Source organism: Saccharopolyspora oryzae (assembly GCF_027853915.1).
In the GTDB taxonomy this organism is placed as follows: domain Bacteria; phylum Actinomycetota; class Actinomycetes; order Mycobacteriales; family Pseudonocardiaceae; genus Saccharopolyspora; species Saccharopolyspora oryzae.
The window spans coordinates 1-16875 of the sequence record NZ_JAQGLA010000002.1; the positions used below are offsets into that span (position 1 = coordinate 1).

The 16875-nt window shown below is 68.4% G+C and carries 15 protein-coding genes; 10 read left to right on the top strand and 5 right to left on the bottom strand.

Annotated elements, in window-relative coordinates:
- The 3 genes from OU415_RS01320 to OU415_RS01330 all read right to left on the bottom strand — a co-directional run.
- Positions 1 to 316 (bottom strand): electron transfer flavoprotein subunit beta/FixA family protein (locus OU415_RS01320; RefSeq protein WP_408641763.1); only part of this gene is annotated, 316 nt, incomplete at its 3' end.
- A 165-nt stretch (positions 317 to 481) separates the two neighbouring features.
- Positions 482 to 1645, bottom strand: coding sequence for an acyl-CoA dehydrogenase family protein (locus OU415_RS01325; RefSeq protein WP_270946624.1), 1164 nt, complete (start codon positions 1643 to 1645; stop codon positions 482 to 484).
- A gap of 49 nt (positions 1646 to 1694) precedes the next feature.
- A complete protein-coding gene (locus OU415_RS01330) occupies positions 1695 to 2156 on the bottom strand; it encodes a MaoC family dehydratase (RefSeq protein ID WP_270946625.1) in 462 nt (153 codons plus the stop codon).
- 444 nt (positions 2157 to 2600) lie between these two features.
- Here OU415_RS01330 and OU415_RS01335 point away from each other — a divergent pair, with 444 nt between their 5' ends.
- The gene (locus tag OU415_RS01335; RefSeq protein ID WP_270946626.1) at positions 2601 to 3824 is read left to right on the top strand and encodes a CaiB/BaiF CoA transferase family protein; all 1224 of its coding nucleotides are present in this window, start codon (positions 2601 to 2603) and stop codon (positions 3822 to 3824) included.
- Between the two features lie 57 nt (positions 3825 to 3881).
- On the opposite strand, the gene OU415_RS01340 is transcribed toward OU415_RS01335, so the two are convergent.
- Positions 3882 to 5000, bottom strand: coding sequence for an NDMA-dependent alcohol dehydrogenase (locus OU415_RS01340; RefSeq protein WP_270946627.1), 1119 nt, complete (start codon positions 4998 to 5000; stop codon positions 3882 to 3884).
- A 169-nt stretch (positions 5001 to 5169) separates the two neighbouring features.
- Between OU415_RS01340 and OU415_RS01345 the strand changes: the two genes are divergently transcribed.
- The 7 genes from OU415_RS01345 to OU415_RS01375 all read left to right on the top strand — a co-directional run bounded on the left by OU415_RS01345 (position 5170) and on the right by OU415_RS01375 (position 11425).
- Positions 5170 to 6063 (top strand): alpha/beta fold hydrolase, encoded by an 894-nt coding sequence (locus tag OU415_RS01345; RefSeq protein ID WP_270946628.1) that lies wholly within the window; start codon positions 5170 to 5172, stop codon positions 6061 to 6063.
- Positions 6064 to 6168: 105 nt separating this feature from the next.
- The gene (locus OU415_RS01350; protein ID WP_270946629.1) at positions 6169 to 7332 is read left to right on the top strand and encodes an acyl-CoA dehydrogenase family protein; all 1164 of its coding nucleotides are present in this window, start codon (positions 6169 to 6171) and stop codon (positions 7330 to 7332) included.
- Entirely contained in the window at positions 7329 to 8156 is an 828-nt protein-coding gene (locus tag OU415_RS01355) for an HpcH/HpaI aldolase/citrate lyase family protein (RefSeq protein ID WP_270946630.1), read from the top strand. The genes OU415_RS01350 and OU415_RS01355 overlap by 4 nt, the downstream gene beginning before the upstream one ends.
- Positions 8153 to 9301, top strand: coding sequence for an acyl-CoA dehydrogenase family protein (locus OU415_RS01360; RefSeq protein WP_270946631.1), 1149 nt, complete (start codon positions 8153 to 8155; stop codon positions 9299 to 9301). The genes OU415_RS01355 and OU415_RS01360 overlap by 4 nt, the downstream gene beginning before the upstream one ends.
- A 19-nt stretch (positions 9302 to 9320) precedes the next feature.
- Positions 9321 to 10067: a 3-oxoacyl-ACP reductase FabG gene (gene fabG, locus OU415_RS01365; protein WP_270946632.1), complete on the top strand. Its 747-nt coding sequence runs from the start codon at positions 9321 to 9323 to the stop codon at positions 10065 to 10067.
- A gap of 74 nt (positions 10068 to 10141) precedes the next feature.
- Entirely contained in the window at positions 10142 to 10597 is a 456-nt protein-coding gene (locus OU415_RS01370) for a MaoC family dehydratase (RefSeq protein WP_270946633.1), read from the top strand.
- Between the two features lie 123 nt (positions 10598 to 10720).
- On the top strand, positions 10721 to 11425 hold the full coding sequence (locus OU415_RS01375; protein WP_270946634.1) for a GntR family transcriptional regulator: 705 nt from the start codon (positions 10721 to 10723) through the stop codon (positions 11423 to 11425).
- A 40-nt stretch (positions 11426 to 11465) separates the two neighbouring features.
- On the opposite strand, the gene OU415_RS01380 is transcribed toward OU415_RS01375, so the two are convergent.
- On the bottom strand, positions 11466 to 12932 hold the full coding sequence (locus OU415_RS01380; RefSeq protein ID WP_270946635.1) for an aldehyde dehydrogenase family protein: 1467 nt from the start codon (positions 12930 to 12932) through the stop codon (positions 11466 to 11468).
- A 32-nt stretch (positions 12933 to 12964) separates the two neighbouring features.
- On the opposite strand from OU415_RS01380, the gene OU415_RS01385 reads away from it, so the two are divergent.
- Together OU415_RS01385 and OU415_RS01390 are read left to right on the top strand one after the other, a co-directional pair.
- Positions 12965 to 14545, top strand: coding sequence for a LuxR C-terminal-related transcriptional regulator (locus OU415_RS01385; RefSeq protein ID WP_270946636.1), 1581 nt, complete (start codon positions 12965 to 12967; stop codon positions 14543 to 14545).
- 260 nt (positions 14546 to 14805) lie between these two features.
- Complete coding sequence (locus OU415_RS01390; protein WP_270946637.1) at positions 14806 to 16872, top strand: hydantoinase/oxoprolinase family protein; 2067 nt, start codon at positions 14806 to 14808, stop codon at positions 16870 to 16872.
- Positions 16873 to 16875 lie beyond the last annotated feature (3 nt).

The window sequence follows — 16875 nt, forward strand, 5'->3', positions numbered from 1 at the left end:
TCGCCTTCGCCAGCGCCCGAGCGGTCGCCGGGGCGTCGGTGCCGTGCAGCGCCTCATCAGACAGGTGCACCGCCTTGTCGGCACCCATCGACAGCGCCTTGCGGATCGCGTCGGTGGCACGGTCCGGACCCATGCACACGACAGTCACCTCACCGCCCTGCGCCTCCTTGATCAGCAGCGCTTCCTCCACGGCGCGCTCGTTGATCTCATCCAAAACCGCATCGGCCGATTCGCGGTCCAACGTGTGATCCGCATCCGTGAGCTTCCGCTCGGAATACGTGTCGGGCACCTGCTTGACCAGGACGACGATGTTCATTTCCAGTAACGCCTTTCTGCGCCGACTCCCCTCCCGGCGCCGGTGCTGACAGCTGTCCGAGATCGGATGCGGATGGTTTGGCCTCCGACGAGGTAAGGCCCGTTGAGTGCGGGGAACGGCCCAGCCCGAACGCATCTGGGCCGTTCCCCGCGTCGATGCCCGCGATCAGTAGGCGCGGGGCAGTCCGAGCACCTTCGAGGACACGTAGTTGAGCACCATCTCCTGCGAGAACGGCGCGTTGCGCAACAGGCGGACCTCACGCCACAGCCGCTCCACGTGGTACTCCTTGGCGTAGGCGTAACCACCGTGGGTCGACAGCGCGCGGTCACACGCCTCGAAGCCTGCCTCGGCACCCAGGAACTTCGCTGCGGCCGATTCTGGGCCGCAGGGCTGGTTCGCGTCGAAGAGCTCGGCCGCCTTCATCGCCATCAGCTCGGCGGCTTCCAGCCGGATCCACGAGTCCGCGAGCGGGTGCGCGACCGCCTGGTTCTTACCGATCGGGCGGTCGAAGACGACGCGGTCGTTGGCGTACTTCGTGGCCAGCTCCAGAGCGGCCCGGCCGAGGCCGATGCCTTCCATCCCGACCACGGCGCGCTCGGGGTTGAGGCCGTCGATCAGGTAGTAGAAGCCCTTGTCCACCTCACCGACGACCTCGTCATCGCTGACCTCGAGGTTGTCGATGAACAGCTCGTTGGAGTCGATGGAGGCCCGGCCCAGCTTCTCGATCTCCCGGACCGTGATCCGGTCCCGGTTCAGGTCGGTGAAGAACAGGGTCATGCCGTGCAGCGGCTTGTCCTCGCGACGCGGCGAGGTGCGCGCCAGCAGCAGGATCTTGTGCGCGTTCTGCGCGTTGGTGATCCACACCTTCTGACCGTTGACCACCCAGCCGCCGTCGATCTTCTCGGCCCTGGTGGTGATCCGGGAGGTGTCCACACCCGCGGTCGGCTCGGTGACGCCGAAGGCCATCAGGATCTCGCCCTTGGCCAGCTTGGGGAGCCACTTGCGCTTCATCTCCTCCGAGCCGTGCTTGAGGATCGGCGCGGGCGGGAAGACGTAGAAGTGGATCGCCGAGCCGCCGCTCATCCCGGCGCCGGAGGCAGCGATCTCCGACATCATGACCGCCGACTCGGCCAGGCCCAGCCCGATCCCGCCGTACTCCTCCGGGATCATCGCGCCCAGCCAACCACCATCGGCGAAGGCCTTGACGAACTCCCACGGGTACTCGTGCTTGCGGTCCTTCTCCAGCCAGTACTCGTAGTCGAACTTCCGCGCGAGCTCACGAGTCGCCTTGCGCACGACCTCGACGTTGCTCTCTTCGGTGGAGGTCATCGTTCTCCTTCTGCAGTTTCCCTGGAATGCGCTGTCCGGAGCCGCGGATTCAGGCGGCAGCGGCGGGGCGCTTGAGCATCAGCCCGGCGCGGTCCGCCGTGCAGACGATCTCGTCGCGCTGGTTGATGCCGTAGTGCCGGAACTGCACGATTCCCGAGTCGTTGCGGCTCTTGGACTCCCGCTTGCTCAGGATCTCGGTGCGCACGTGGATCGTGTCGCCGTGGAACACCGGCTTGGGAAACTTGATCTCGCCGAAGCCGAGGTTGCCCAACGTCGTGCCCTGCGTGGTGTCCGGCACCGTGATGCCCGAGACCAGCCCCAGGATGAACAGGCTGTTCACCAGCCGCTGCCCGTAGATGCTGTCCTTGCTGTACTCGGCGTCCAGGTGCAGGGGCGCCAGGTTCAACGTCAGCGTGCTGAACAGCACGTTGTCGGCCTCGGTGACCGTACGCCGCGTCGCGTGCTCGATCACCGCGCCGGGCTCGAACTCCTCGAAGTAAAGACCAGGCATGTCAGACGTCCTCTGCATTCGTGGGGGCTGGTGACCGGAGCCTCCGAAGTCCTCGAACCGCTCCGCGCACGCGGCACGAGGAATCCCGACGCCCCACCGGGAAGCGCCAGCGACCCGACGTTGCCGCGATGCACAATATATAATGTTTACACCGGCCGCGCCGCGCCAGTCAAGACGCCTGCACCCCGAGCGGAGGCAGTCGCAGCCACCGGAAGAAACGGAGTCGCCAGCCCCCTGGCGCTCGCCTCGCGCCTCGCGCCTCGCGCAGGATTGGACACTTGGCGATCACGACTCGTCAGGTGAAGAATGCGCGAGCAGCGGTGCTGAATGCATACGGAAATCCGAAGCCGGCGCGGATCCGTCCGATTCGAGCCATTGCCTTCGAATATATTTTACATAGTATGGGATAATCGAATAGGCCATCCCAACGGAGCGAGGTCACGGATGCAGCACAAGCCCCTCAAGGACATTCGGATCCTGGAGCTCGGAGGCTACATATCCCTGCCCTACGCCACCTCCCTGCTGTGCGCGCTGGGCGCTGAGGTGGTGAAGGTGGAGAAGACCGTCAACGGCGATGACTTCCGGCGCCTCGCCAACGAGCAGAGCCCCTACTTCGCCCAGCACAACGCCGGCAAGCGGAGCCTGTCCGTCGACATCAAGACTCCCGAAGGCGTTGCCCTGGTCAAGGAGCTCATCCCCCGGTTCGACGTCGTGCTGGAGAACATGCGGCCCGGCAAAGTCACCGCCCTGGGCCTCGGCCCGGAGGAGTGCAAGGCGCTCCGGCCCGACCTCGTCTACGGCTCGGTCACCGGGTTCGGCAACGGCGGTCCTCTGGAGAACCGCCCGGCCTACGACACCATCGGCCAGGCCTTCGGCGGCATGTACTCCGTGCTCAGCGACGATGGGGACGTCCAGCTGTCCGGAACCATCATCGCCGACCTGGTCACCGGCTTGTCCACGGCGACGGGCGTGCTGGCCGCGCTGGTCGGCCGCCTCAGCTCCGGAGTCGGGCAGCGCGTGGACACCTCGCTCATGGAAGCGATGAGCACACTGGCGGCCGACGCACTGGCCCAGTACTACGACACCGGAGTGAACCCCACGCGGCAGACCCGGCACCCGCAGGCTCAGAACTTCTGCCTCGAGACCGCGTCCGGAGAGTTCCTCGTGGTCCACCTGTCCTCGTCCGAGAAGTTCTGGGGCAGCCTGTGCGGCGCGATGAACCGCCCGGACCTGGCCGAGGACGAGCGGTTCTCGGCCTACCGGGCGCGCGAGGCGAACTACTTCGAGCTCGTGGAGACTGTGAAGGCGGAATTCGCCAAGCGACCGCTGGACGAGTGGGAGAAGTTGCTGACGGAGTTCGACGTGCCCTTCGCCCCGGTGCTGACCATGGCCGACTACGTCAAGCACCCGCAGGTCAAGTGGCTCGAAATGCTCGAACCGGAGCCGGAGGAGAACGGTCTCCACCTCCTGCGCCCGCCGTGGCGGTTCGACGGCGTGCGGCCCGAGCGCGACGGCGCCGCCCCGCGGGTCGGGCAGCACACCCGCGAGATCGCCGCCGAGGTCTGCGACGAGGACCGCATCGAAGACCTGCTCGCCAGAGGAGTCCTGTTCGCCGACGGCGAGCCGACCTCGGCCGATGCCCAGCCGGTCGTCACCAACGGCTGCTGAACCCCGATCGCGAGGTGGCCCGAGCGCCGGCTTCGGCGCGCGGGCCACCTCGTCGGCTCAGTCGAAGCGGATGATGCCCCGGATGTTCTTGCCGTCGAGCAGGTCCCGGTAGCCCTGCCCCACCTCGTCCAGGGTGTAGCTCCGCGTGACCAGCTCGTCCAGTTTCAGCAGACCGTCGCGGTAGAGGTTCAGCAGCCGCTTGATGTCCCAGTTGCCGTTGGTGGCCCCGAAGACCGAACCCTGCAGCCGCTTCTGGTGCAGCGTCAGCTCGAACATCGAGATAGGCGCGCCGATCTCGGCCTGGTCGCCCACCGACGTCACCACGCAGGTACCCGCCTTCCGGACCGAAGCCAGCCCCTGCGCGACGTACTCGGGCCTGGCGACCCCCACGGTGATGATCGTCGAGTCAGCGCCCTGGCCGTTGGTGAACTGCTTGGCGAGCTCGGTGGCCTCCTCCATCGAAGCGACGGCGTGCGTCGCGCCGAACACCGCGGCCTGCTCCCGCTTGAACGACAGCGGGTCCACCGCGATGATGTTCTCCGCTCCCGCGTGCATGGCGCCCTGGAGGGCGTTCGCGCCGATGCCGCCGATGCCCATCACGATCACCGTGTCACCGGGCTCGACCTCCGCGGAGTTGACCGCCGATCCCCAGCCGGTGCTGACCCCGCAGCCGACCAGGCACGCCTTGTCCAGCGGGATGTCCTGGTCGATCTTCACCACCGAGCCCAGCGACACGGTCGTGGTCCGGACGAAGGTGGAGATGCCGCACATCTGCCCGACGGGGGTGCCGTCCTCGGTGTGCAGCCGGTAGGTGCCGTCGGTGAAGCGCGGCCCGGCCAGGATGCCGGCGGCCAGGTCGCACAGGCCCTGCCTGCCGGTGGCGCACCAGCGGCAGTGCCCGCACGCCGGGATCGCCGTGAACACGACGTGGTCACCTTCCTCGATGCCCTTGCTGTTGGGGAAGGCCTTGGTGACGATGCCGGCCCCTTCGTGCCCGAGGGCGAAGGGATACGTGCCGACCGGGATGTCGCCCTTGACGTGGTGGTCGTCGGAGTGGCAGAGGCCGGACGCGACGAGCTCGACCTGGACCTCGTCCGGCCGGGGGTCGTCCACATCGAGGTCGACGACCTCGAGTTCGCCGGGTGCCTGCCGAATGATCGCTCCGCGGGTGCGCATCGAATGATCTCCCTTGATCTGCGAACAAGCAGAGCCGAAAATAATATATTGTGCTACGTTGCACTAGGTGCAGAACCGAGGCCCGAAGTCGCCGGGCGAACCGCTGCGCACTGGTCTTTCTCCTTCCCTCAAAGGGAAATCTCGAACCACATCGGATGGAGGATTCACCGTGGTGGCCGATGATCCGCGTGTCCGCGTGGAGTTCCGCGGGCTGGACGGCATCAAGCTCGTGGCCGACCGGTGGGAGCCAGAAGAACCGGGGGACTCACTCGGGACAGTACTGCTACTCCACGGTGGCGGTCAGACGCGGCACTCGTGGGCACGCACTGCGCAGGTCCTGGCTTCCCGGGGCTGGACCGCGATCGCAGTGGACGCCCGCGGGCACGGCGACAGCGACCGATCCCCCGACGGCTCCTACACGCTCGACCACTTCGCCGGGGACGTCCACGGCATCGCACGGGACTGCGACCACCCACCTGTGCTGATCGGGGCTTCGCTGGGCGGGCGTGCCTCGCTGGCTCTCGCTGGCGACCACCCGGACTCGATCTCGGGCTTGGTCTTGGTCGACATCGCGGCCCGCACCGAGGAGTCCGGGCGCTCGGAGGTCCGGGAGTTCATGGCCAGCGCCCCCAACGGGTACGCCTCGCTGGAAGAAGTCGCCGAGGCCATCAACGCCTACAACCCGAGCCGAAGGCGTCCGCGCAATCTGGAGGGCCTGAAGAAGAACCTCAGGCTGCACGCCGACGGGCGCTGGTACTGGCACTGGGACCCGGCGTTCCTCCGCTACGCCGAGACCGACCTTGACGAGACCACCGCGCGGCTGAACACGGCCGCGCGCAAGGTCACCGCCCCGACCCTGGTCGTGCGGGGCAACAAGTCCAACCTCGTGACACCGGAGGCCGTGGCGGAGCTCTTGGAACTCGTCCCGACCGCACGCGCCGTCGAGGTCACCGCCGGACACATGATCGCGGGCGACGACAACGACATCTTCGCCACTCACCTCTTCGAGTTCCTCACCACCGACGTCCTCGACGGACAAGCAGCACGCTCGCGGAACTCGTAGGCCGTACAGGCCAGGCCGGAGCACTCTCCGACAGAGCGGTGTGATACAAGACACGTTCAGGATAAAATATTTTACATTATGGATAGAAGAGTCGATGGTGTTGACATGGCAGTTGTGAGCCCCGAGGACTTCGAACCGATCCTGGCGCACGTGCGGGACTTCGTCCGCACGAAGGTGGTGCCGCGCGAGCAGGAGATCATGGACACCAACGCCATCCCCGACGACCTGCGCAAGCTGGCCGCGGAGATGGGTCTGTTCGGATACGCCATCCCCCAGGAGTGGGGCGGGCTCGGCCTGGACCTCACCCAAGACGTCGAGCTGGCCATGGAGTTCGGCTACACCTCCCTGGCCCTGCGGTCGATGTTCGGCACCAACAACGGCATCGCAGGCCAGGTGCTGGTCAACTTCGGCACCGACGAGCAGAAGGCCACCTGGCTGGAGCGCATCGCCTCCGGCGAGGTCGTGGCCTCCTTCGCCCTCACCGAACCCGGCGCCGGCTCCAACCCCGCCGGACTGCGCACCAAAGCCGTCCGCGACGGCGAGGACTGGGTGATCAACGGCAGCAAGTGCTTCATCACCAACGCTCCGCTGGCCGACCTGTTCGTCGTCTTCGCCCGCACCCGCCCAGCCGACGACACCGGGCCGGGCATCGCCGTGTTCCTCGTCCCGGCCGACACCCCTGGCCTGGAAGTCGGTACCAAGGACAAGAAGATGGGCCAGGAAGGCGCCTGGACCGCCGACGTCACCTTCACCGACGTGCGCGTCCCCGCCGAAGCCCTGGTCGGCGGCAACGAGGACGACGGCTACCGCGCCGCCATGACCTCGCTGGCCCGCGGCCGCGTGCACATTGCCGCCCTGGCCGTCGGCAGCGCGCAGCGCGCCCTCGACGAGTCCGTCGTCTACGCCGCCACTGCCACCCAGGGCGGCACCCCCATCGGGGAGTTCCAGCTGGTCCAAGCCATGCTCGCCGACCAGCAGACCGGCGTGATGACCGGCCGCGCGACCGTCCGCGACGCTGCCCAGCGCTACGTCAGCGGTGAGGACCGCCGCATCAGCCCGTCGGTCGCCAAGCTCTACTGCACCGAGATGCTCGCCAAGGTCGCCGACCTCGCCGTCCAGGTCCACGGCGGCTCCGGCTACATGCGCGAAGTCCCCGTCGAGCGCATCTACCGCGACGCGCGCCTCCTGCGGCTCTACGAAGGCACCAGCGAGATCCAGCGGCTCATCATCGGCGGGGGCCTGGTCCGAGCCGAACGGCGCAAAGCATGAGCGCGCTCGCGGAGAAGGTGCGGGACACGTCGACGCTGCTGTTCGTTCCAGGAGACAGGCCGGAACGCTTCACCAAGGCCGCCGCATCCGGCGCCGGACTGGTGGTGCTGGACCTGGAGGACGCGGTCGCGGCCGACCGCAAAGCTGAGGCCCGTGTCCACGTGGCCGAGTGGGTTGCCGGAAACCACGAATGCGCGGTGCGGATCAACCCTCCCGGCACCGAGTGGCACGAGGCGGACCTGGCCGCGTTCGCGCAGCAGCGCTGCGCGGTGATGCTGCCGAAGGCCGAGGACGCCGAGACAGTGCGGGGCGTGGCCGACGCGCTCGGCACCTCGCCGCTGATCGCGCTGATCGAGACAGCGCAGGGTGTGCTGGATGCCCGGCACATCGGGCGCGTGGCTGCGGTGCAGCGCCTCGCGTTCGGCAGCTTCGACCTGGCCGCCCAGCTGGGCGTCGCTCCGGGAGACCGCGAAGCGCTCGCCGCCGCCCGGAGCGCGCTGGTGCTCGCGTCGGCCGCCGTGGGACTTCCCGGGCCGGTCGACGGAGTGACCGGTGACCTGCACGACGACGAACTCCTCGTGGACGACGTCCGGCACGCGCGGCTCCTCGGGTTCACCGGAAAGCTCTGCGTGCACCCGAAGCAGGTCGCCACGACCACCGCTGCGCTGCGCCCGACCGACGACGAACAGCGCTGGGCGCGGGAAGTCGTCGACGCTGCCGCGCAGGGCGGCGTCGTCGCGGTGCGCGGGCAGATGATCGACAAGCCGGTGGTGGACCGGGCACGACGCGTCCTCCGACAGGCGGAAGAAGGGAATCCCCGATGAAACTCAGCCCGGATGAGCAGCAGATGGTCGCACTCGTCTCCGAGTTCGTGGACGAGCGGGTTCGCCCGCGGGTGCGCGAGTTCGAAGAGGACGACATCTACCCCGCCGAGTTCATCGACGAGATGAAGAAGCTCGGTTTCTTCGGGCTGCTCGCACCCGCGGAGCACGGCGGTGTCGACGTCAGCACCGCCTGCTTCTCGCAGATCACCGAACAGCTCGCGCGGGGCTGGATGAGCTTGGCCGGGGCGATCGGCGGCCACTCGGTGATCACCTACCTGATCAAGACCTTCGGTACGCCGGAGCAGCGCGAACGCTACCTCCCCGCGATGGCCGACGGCACGATCCGCGCCACGATGGCGCTCACCGAGCCCAGCGGCGGCAGCGACCTGCAGGCCATGCGCACCCATGCCGTGCCGGACGGCGAGGGATGGTCGATCACCGGGTCGAAGACGTGGATCTCCAACGCGGCGCACTCCGGTCTCATCGGCCTGCTGTGCATCACCGACCGCGAGGCCAAGCCCGCCCACCGCGGCATGAGCGTGCTCCTGGTGGAGCCCGGTGACGGTCTCACCATCTCCAAGAAGCTGCCCAAGCTCGGGTACCGCGGTGTGGAGGCCTGCGAGCTGGTCTTCGATTCGATGCACGTACCCGCTGACGCCGTGCTCGGCGGGACACCGCACCAGGGCTGGTCGCAGATGATGCGGGGCCTGGAGGTCGGGCGCATCCAGGTCGCCTCGCGCGCGCTCGGCGTGGGGCAGGCATCGCTCGACGCGGCCGTTCGGTACGCCCAGGAGCGGGAGTCCTTCGGCAAGCCGATCTGGAAGCACCAGTCCGTCGGGAACCTGCTCGCGGACATGGCCACCAAGATGCAGGCCGCCCGGCTGCTCACCCTCGATGCCGCCGAACGGCTGGACGCCGGTGACCGGACGGACATGGAAGCCGGGATGGCGAAGCTGTTCGCCTCGGAAACGGCGATGCAGGTGGCCCTCGACGCGATCCGCGTGCACGGCGGCTACGGCTACTCCAAGGAGTTCGACGTGGAGCGCTACTTCCGCGACGCACCGCTGATGATCGTCGGCGAAGGCACCAACGAGGTCCAGCGCAACGTGATCGCGGCGCAGCTCATCGCCCGCAACAAGATCTGACGCCAGGAACGGAGCTGACATGTCACAGCCACTGCTGAACGAGCGCACTGCGGTGATCACCGGAGGAGCCCAGGGCATCGGCTACGCCATCGCCGAGCGCTTCGTCGCCGAAGGTGCTCGCGTGGTGCTCGGCGACGTCGACGGAATCTCGGCCGAGGTCGCAGCCGAGAAGCTCGGCGGCCTGCGGGTCGCCCGGGGCGTTCGCTGCGACGTCACCGTCGAGTCCGATGTGGACGCACTGCTGGCGACCGCCGTCGACTCCTTCGGTTCCCTGGACGTCGTGGTCAACAACGCGGGCATCACCCGCGACGCGACGATGCGCAAGATGACCGAGGAGCAGTTCGACCAGGTCATCAACGTGCATCTCAAGGGCACCTGGAACGGCACCCGCAAGGCCTCGGCCATCATGCGCGAGCAGAAGCGCGGGGCGATCGTGAACCTCTCGTCGCTGTCCGGCAAGGTCGGCATGGTCGGTCAGACCAACTACTCGGCCGCCAAAGCCGGCATCGTCGGCCTGACCAAGGCCGCTGCCAAAGAGATGGCCCACCACGGGGTTCGGGTCAACGCCATCCAGCCCGGCCTGATCCGCACCGCGATGACCGAGGCGATGCCGCAGAAGGCCTGGGACCAGAAGATGGTCGAGATCCCGATGGGTCGCGCCGGGGAGGTCTCCGAGATCGCCTCGGTGGCCCTGTTCCTGGCCTCGGACCTGTCGTCCTACATGACCGGCACCGTCCTGGAAGTCACCGGCGGACGCTTCATGTGACCCGCGGTCCCGGGGCCGGCGCAGTGCCCCGGGACCACCCCCTTCTGGCGGCCGCAACAGGAGAAAGGCACCCCATGCCCCGCACCTTCACATCCCTCGGCGAGGTCGAGGCCGCACTCGGCGAAGAACTCGGCCCCACCGAACCACTGGTGATCACCCAGGAACGGATCAACGCGTTCGCCGACTCCACCGGCGACCACCAATGGATCCACGTCGACCCCGAACGCGCCGCGAGCGGTCCGTACGGCAGCACCATCGCGCACGGCTACCTCACCCTCTCGCTGCTCCCCCACTTCGGCCAGCAGCTGTTCGCGCTCGACTTCGGCACCGCCCGGATCAACTACGGGCTGAACAAGGTCCGCTTCCCCGCCCCGGTCCCGGTCGGGTCCGCGCTGCGGGCCAGGGCGACCTTCGCCGACCTCCAGAAGAGCGCGACCGGGGCCACCCTGACCACTCACTACACCGTCGATCTCGAAGGTGCGGCGAAACCAGCGTGCGTGGCCGAAATGCTGGTCGTGCTGGTGCCCTGACCGCACCCCGCCCCGCTTCGCGACGCGTGGCCAAGCCGTCCTGCCGGAGCGGCCCGCCACCGGGGTCACAGCAGTTCAGATGTTGCGCATGACGTATTCAACCTGAACCGGGAGGCGACAGGTATGGCCGACCACTCGAACCCGTTGCGGGGCAGCGGAACCCGGCGCAAGCAGCTGCCCGAGGAGGTGGCCAGCTACGTGCGGGAGCTGATCATGACCGGGCAGGCCCGGCCAGGCGAGTTCCTCCGGATGGAACCCATCGCCGAAGCCCTGGGCGTCAGCAACACCCCCGTTCGCGAGGGGCTGCTCGCCCTCCGCAGCGAGGGCTTCGTCCAACTGGTCCCCCGCCGGGGCTTCGTCGTAGCCCAGGTCTCGCGGCAGGACGTGCACGACATGTTCTGGACGCAGGCCCAGTTCGCCGGCGAGCTGGCCGCGCGGGCCGCGCGTCGGATCACCCCGGAAGAGCTGGCCGGACTGGTGGAGATCAACGAGGCGTTCAACGAGGCCGTCGAGGCCGGTGACCATGACCGCATCACCAGCCTCGGCCACGACTTCCACCGGGCCATCAACCTGGCTGCGGATTCGCGCCGGCTGACGCTGCTGTTCGGTGCGGTGGTCAACCACCTCCCGAACCGCTTCTACACCTCGCTGGAGGGCCGCGTGGCCACCACCAGCCACGACCACCCGGAGCTGATCGAGGCACTGCGCGATCACGATCCGGAGCGGGCGCGGTCGATCGCAGAGAACCACATCCTGGTCGGCGCCGACGGCGTCATCAAGATGATCGAGGAACGCGCCCTGTGGGCCGTCCCGGACGAAACGCGCTGAAAGCGGGCGGGGTGCGCACCCCGCCCGCCTACTCGCTCGGTCAGAGCGGCCACTGCACGTGCTTGACCTCGAAGAACTCGCGGAACCCCTCTTCGCCGCACTCCCGGCCGATGCCGCTGTAGCCAGGGCCGCCCCACGGAGCGTCGTCCCGCCTGCCACCACCACCGTTGACGGTGACGGTGCCCGAGCGGATGCGGCGGGCGACGGAGATCGCCTCGGCCGTCGGCCCCCACACGTTGGCGTTTAGCGCGTACCTGGAGTCATTGGCGATGCGGATCGCCTCGTCGACCTCGCGGTACGGCATCACCACGCCCACCGGTGCGAACAGCTCCTCCTGGGCGACCTCGTCGTCGTTGTCGACCCCGGTGAGCAGCGTGGGCTCGAGGAAGTTCCCCTCGTCCAGGCCCACCGGGCGGCCACCGCCGGTCACCACTTCGGCACCCTGGTCGACAGCGCGCGCCAGGTAGCCGGAAACGTTGCTGTGGTGCTCAGCGGTGATCAACGGCCCGATCATGGTGTCCGAGCTGTGCGGGTCGCCGACGACGAGCCCGCCCATGAACGCAGCGGCCTTCGCCACGAACTCGTCGAAGTCGGACTCGGGCACCAGCGTCCGCGTGGTCGCTCCGCAGGCCTGCCCGGCGTTGCGGCAGAAGCGCAGCACCGACGGCCCGACCGTCGCCTCGACGTCGGTGCCGGGCAGCAGGATGTTCGGCGACTTCCCACCTAGCTCCAGCAGAACCTTCTTCAGCGACGGCGCAGCCAAGGACAGGATCTTGCTGCCCACTGCCGCCGAGCCGGTGAAGCTGACCATGTCGACCTCGGCTGCGCCGACCACCTGCTCGGTGACGGCGGGCGGCCCGAACACGAGGTTCACCGCGCCTGCCGGGAAACCGGCCTCCTCGATCAATTTCACGAGGGCCGTCGTGCACAGCACGGCCTTCGGCGACGGAACTAGGACGGCTGGGCAACCGGCGGCGAACGCCGGGCCCAGCTTCCACGCGGCGAGCACGAGCGGGACGTTGTAAGCGGTGATCGCCGCGACCACGCCTGCGGGCTCACGCAGCAACATGCTGCTGGAGGTGATGGGGTCGTGGTGCAGGGGGAGGTGCTGCTCCCACCCGTCCTTCGGCCCGCGCCGCGCCGCTTCGGCGTACCACCGCAAGACCTTGATCGGACCGTCCACGTGCAGGCTCGCGCCGCTGAGCGGGGAACCGACCTCGATCGCGGTCAGGCGCACGAGTTCGTCCCGGTCTCTTTCCATCAAGTCCGCGAGCCGGTGCAGCAGGTCGCTGCGCTCCCGCGGCCCGAGCCTGCTCCACTCTCCGCCTTCGAACGCGCGTCGCGCCGCCGAGGTCGCAGCCGCGACCTGCGCCGCGGAGGCGGATGGGGAGACCGCGATCTCCTTCCCGGTGGAGGGGTCGACGGACCGGATCTCCGCACCCTCCCCCGTCCACCACTTCCCGTCGATGTAGCACGCGGCTTCTCGCATCGGCGCAATCGCAGTCATGCCGTCTCCCTCCGAGGAGAATTGAGGTTCGAATGGATCAGCAACGGGCCAGTTCCGCCATGAGCGGGTTGAATCGCCCCGAGCCGAGTGAGAATTCCCGACAGCGGCAAACCATCAATGCGCTCGGCCACGGCGGAGCCGCAACGCCCGACCGGGCCGGCCGAGTCACGGATCTCGCGGCCGCACATTTGCCATGCCAGTCGAATAAAATATTTCATGTGCACTACGGCTCGTCAACAGCACTGAGGCCGGGCGAGCCGGAGAGCGAGGCTCGGGGCAGCACTGCAGAAGATTCAAGTTGCCGATCGCACGCCGATGCCATCGACGGGGTGATCACACCCGGACAGCACTCCGGTGTTCGAATGTTGCCTCGGCGACTCAGAATATATATTATTCTTCGTTCGCTGCGGCTCGGGGTCGTGCCCAGCACCGGAATGCCCGGGCTCGGCGACTCCGCACGTCGTGGGATGTCGAGGTGGACGATGGAACTCGAGCAGATGCCGCTCCGTCACCGGGTGGCCGGCCTTCCGGCACTCAGCCGTGATCCCGACATCGGTCCCGCGTTGAGAAGCAAGCTCCGCGAACTGTACGCCGAGGTGCGGACCGCGCTCGACGCCGACGTCCCGCAGCCGGATGGCGAAGTTTCACCGGCGAGCGCGGTGAGGGCGGTGCTGAGTCGGCTCTGGAACGCCGTACTGAGCGAGACGCTGCGCTGCGCACAGGACCGCACCACCTCGCCCACCCGGCAGGTGGAACTGCTCGAACTCCTCGGGCGCATTCGTGGCATCGAGTCCGAAGTGGCCGAAGCCCGGATCAGCCAGGGGCGGACCGATCTGCGCCGGGTCGCGGACGCGCTGGCCTCGGTTCGCGAAGCGCGGACGGTCGACGACTTCTTGAGCCGGGTGCCCGAGGCCGGGTGCCGACTGGGTTTCGACCGGGTCCTGGTCTCCCAGGTCGAGAACTCGGTCTGGAAGCTGCACACGATGTGCGTCGTCCGCGAACCCCGGTGGGCCGAGGAGATCGTGGCCGCTGGCAAAGCCCACCCGCCGCAGCTCGACGGCGGCCTCGTCGAGGCCGATGTCGTCACCCGAGCCCAGCCGTCGCTGGTATTCGACGCGCAGAACAGCGACCGGGTAGATCGCAATCTCATCCGGGTCACCAGGTCGGCCTCGTACGGCATCGCACCGCTCACCGTGCACGGCGAGGTCGTCGGACTCCTCCACGGCGACTGCTACCACCAGCGCCGCGACCTCGACGCGACGGACCAGACGATGCTGTCGCTGATGGCCGAGGGTCTCAGTCACTCGCTGGGCCGGCTCAGCATGCTCGCGGGCTTGACCGCCCTGCGCGACAGCGTCGACCAGCTCATGACGCACCCCCCAACGGCACCCGACCCCATGTCACCTGCGGCACCGGACGACAACGTGCCGTTGACGGCACGGGAGACCGAGGTGATGGAGCTCCTGGCCGCCGGGCACTCCAACCGGTACATCTCCCGGCATCTGCTGATCTCCGAGAGCACCGTGAAGTCCCACGTCACCCACGTCCTGCGCAAGCTCGACGCCGCCAGCCGCGCCGAAGCGATCTCACGCTGGCTGCGCCGAACTCGCTGACCTCTCCGCTTCCCGCACCCTTCACCGCCCAACCACCTCGGCTAGTCGGCAGGTGTCGATGTACCGCGTGTTCGACACCGCTCGCGGACGGCCGGCGTCGCAGACCTGTCCGAAGGTCGGAGACGATCTCGGACCTTTTGAGGACGCCCCGGCTCGGACCGCCTCCGCAGAATGACCTGCGACACATCGACCACCGACCGGGATTCCCGGCTTCGGTGGCGGAATCTGATCGCACGCACGGATGACCGCGGAGGCGTGAGGTGACTGAGCAAAGAGGCTCCGTCGACTGGTTGGTCGGCATCGACGTCGGCGGAACGTTCACCGACATCATCGGACTCAACCGGGCGACCGGCGAGATCCGCGACGGCAAGGTGCTGTCCACGAAGGAACAGGAAATCGGTGTGCTGCAAGCGATTTCCGCGATCGACGTATCGGTGCCGGAAGTCGCGGAGATCGTGCACGGGCACACCGTCGGCATCAACGCGCTGCTCAGCCGGGCCGGTGCGACGACGGGGCTGCTGGCCACCCAGGGGCATCGCGACCTGCTCGACGTCGGCCGGATGCACCGCGAGTTCGGCAACCGGTTCTACGACCCCACCTGGCTGCGCCCGCACCAGGAGCGGCCGGTGGTCGCGCGGCAGAACCGCATCGGAGTGCCGGAACGGGTGCTCCACGACGGTTCCGTACGGGTGGAGCTGTCCGAAGAAGCCGTTCGCACGGCCGGGAAGGAGCTCGCCGCCCGCGGTGTCGAGGCGGTCGGCGTCTGCTTCATGAACTCCTACCGCAACGCCGACCACGAGCGGCGCGCGGCCGAGATCCTCGCCGAAGAGCTCCCGGACGCCTACATCCAGACGTCCCAGCTCTACCCCGTCTCCAAGGAGCACGAGCGGACGACGACGGTCGCGCTCGACGCTTACGTGGGCCCAGCCGTGGTCGGCTACCTGGAACGGCTGTCGGCGGCGCTGGACACCGCGGGCTTCGGCGGCACCTTGTGGATCATGATGATGAACGGCGGGGTGGCGACCTACGAGGCTGCCGGGAAGGCACCGGTCTTCCAGCTGGTCTCCGGCCCGGTCGGCGGTGTCACCGGCACCATCCAGCTCGCCCGCGAGTCGGGCCGCACCGACCTGCTGACCATGGACGTGGGCGGCACCAGCACGGACGTCGCGGCCATCGTCGGGGCCCAGACCCCGTTGACCGACCTGTGGACGCTCGAAACGGGCCTGACCCTCACACTGCCGCTGGTCGACGTGGAGAGCGTCGGTTCCGGCGCAGGCAGCATCATCGCGCCGAACTCGCTGGGCCAGGTCGCCGTCGGGCCGCGCTCGGCAGGTTCCAACCCCGGCCCGGTCTGCTACGGACGGGGCGGCACCGAGCCGACCCTGACCGATGCGTGCCTGGTGCTCGGAGTCCTGCAGCCCGACCTGTTCGCCAACGGCAAGATCCACCCCGACGTCGACGTCGCGCGCGCCGCCCTCGCCGAAGCGGGCAGGCGGTGGCACATGTCCGCCGACGAGCTCGCCGCAGCTGCCTACCAGGTGGCGTGCGAGGACATCGCGGCCAAGATCCGCACCATCTCGGTCTACCGCGGGCTCGACGTCCGCGAGTTCGGGCTGCTGCCCTTCGGCTCGGCCGGACCGATGCTGGCGGACCGGGTCGGGCAGATCCTCGGCCTCGACAGCGTCGTGGTGCCGAACACGCCGGGCCAGTTCTCGGCGCTGGGCCTGCTGCAGAGCGACCTGCGCGCGACGAGCGCGCAATCGCTGATGATCCCGCTGCTGCCGGACAACGCCGAGGACATCGAGGCAGGTTTCACCGCACTGGAGCGCAAGCTCACCGACGACCTGGTGTCGCAGGGCGTGGACGTCGAGGGGCTGATGTTCGACCGCGCCGTGTTCGCGATGTACCGGGGCCAGACCTGGGACAACCGGCTGCCCATCCCGAGCGGTCCGGTCACCGCGGAGTCCGCGGACGCAATCGCCGCCGACTTCCACGCCTTCTACCAGGACTCCTACGGGTTCTCCGCGACCGAGATCCCCGTGGTGGTCTCCACCGTCGAGGTCACGGCAGTCCTCCCCCGCCCGCACAAGGTGCCCGCGGCGGTGCCCGAACCGGGAGAGTCGCTCCTCGGCCACCGACCGGTGCGCGTACCGGGAACCGGTGAACGGGTGGACGTACCGGTGCACGTCCGGGAGCGGCTCCAGCCCGGCGAGCGCGTCGCGGGTCCGGCGCTGGTGGCGGAGAAGTTCGCCACGACGCTGGTGCTGCCCGGCCGCAGCGCGCACGTCGACGACCACGGCCTGCTGATCATCGAGAGCGACCGCTGAGGA

Bases quoted from the DNA above. Each gene is read 5' to 3' on its own strand.
- OU415_RS01340 (WP_270946627.1), bottom strand. From the start codon at position 5,000: ATGCGCACCCGCGGAGCGATCATTCGGCAGGCACCCGGCGAACTCGAG.
- OU415_RS01375 (WP_270946634.1), top strand. From the start codon at position 10,721: ATGGCCGACCACTCGAACCCGTTGCGGGGCAGCGGAACCCGGCGCAAG.
- OU415_RS01360 (WP_270946631.1), top strand. From the start codon at position 8,153: ATGAAACTCAGCCCGGATGAGCAGCAGATGGTCGCACTCGTCTCCGAG.
- OU415_RS01325 (WP_270946624.1), bottom strand. From the start codon at position 1,645: ATGACCTCCACCGAAGAGAGCAACGTCGAGGTCGTGCGCAAGGCGACT.
- OU415_RS01385 (WP_270946636.1), top strand. From the start codon at position 12,965: ATGGATCAGCAACGGGCCAGTTCCGCCATGAGCGGGTTGAATCGCCCC.
- fabG (WP_270946632.1), top strand. From the start codon at position 9,321: ATGTCACAGCCACTGCTGAACGAGCGCACTGCGGTGATCACCGGAGGA.
- OU415_RS01330 (WP_270946625.1), bottom strand. From the start codon at position 2,156: ATGCCTGGTCTTTACTTCGAGGAGTTCGAGCCCGGCGCGGTGATCGAG.
- OU415_RS01380 (WP_270946635.1), bottom strand. From the start codon at position 12,932: ATGACTGCGATTGCGCCGATGCGAGAAGCCGCGTGCTACATCGACGGG.
- OU415_RS01335 (WP_270946626.1), top strand. From the start codon at position 2,601: ATGCAGCACAAGCCCCTCAAGGACATTCGGATCCTGGAGCTCGGAGGC.
- OU415_RS01370 (WP_270946633.1), top strand. From the start codon at position 10,142: ATGCCCCGCACCTTCACATCCCTCGGCGAGGTCGAGGCCGCACTCGGC.
- OU415_RS01350 (WP_270946629.1), top strand. From the start codon at position 6,169: ATGGCAGTTGTGAGCCCCGAGGACTTCGAACCGATCCTGGCGCACGTG.
- OU415_RS01355 (WP_270946630.1), top strand. From the start codon at position 7,329: ATGAGCGCGCTCGCGGAGAAGGTGCGGGACACGTCGACGCTGCTGTTC.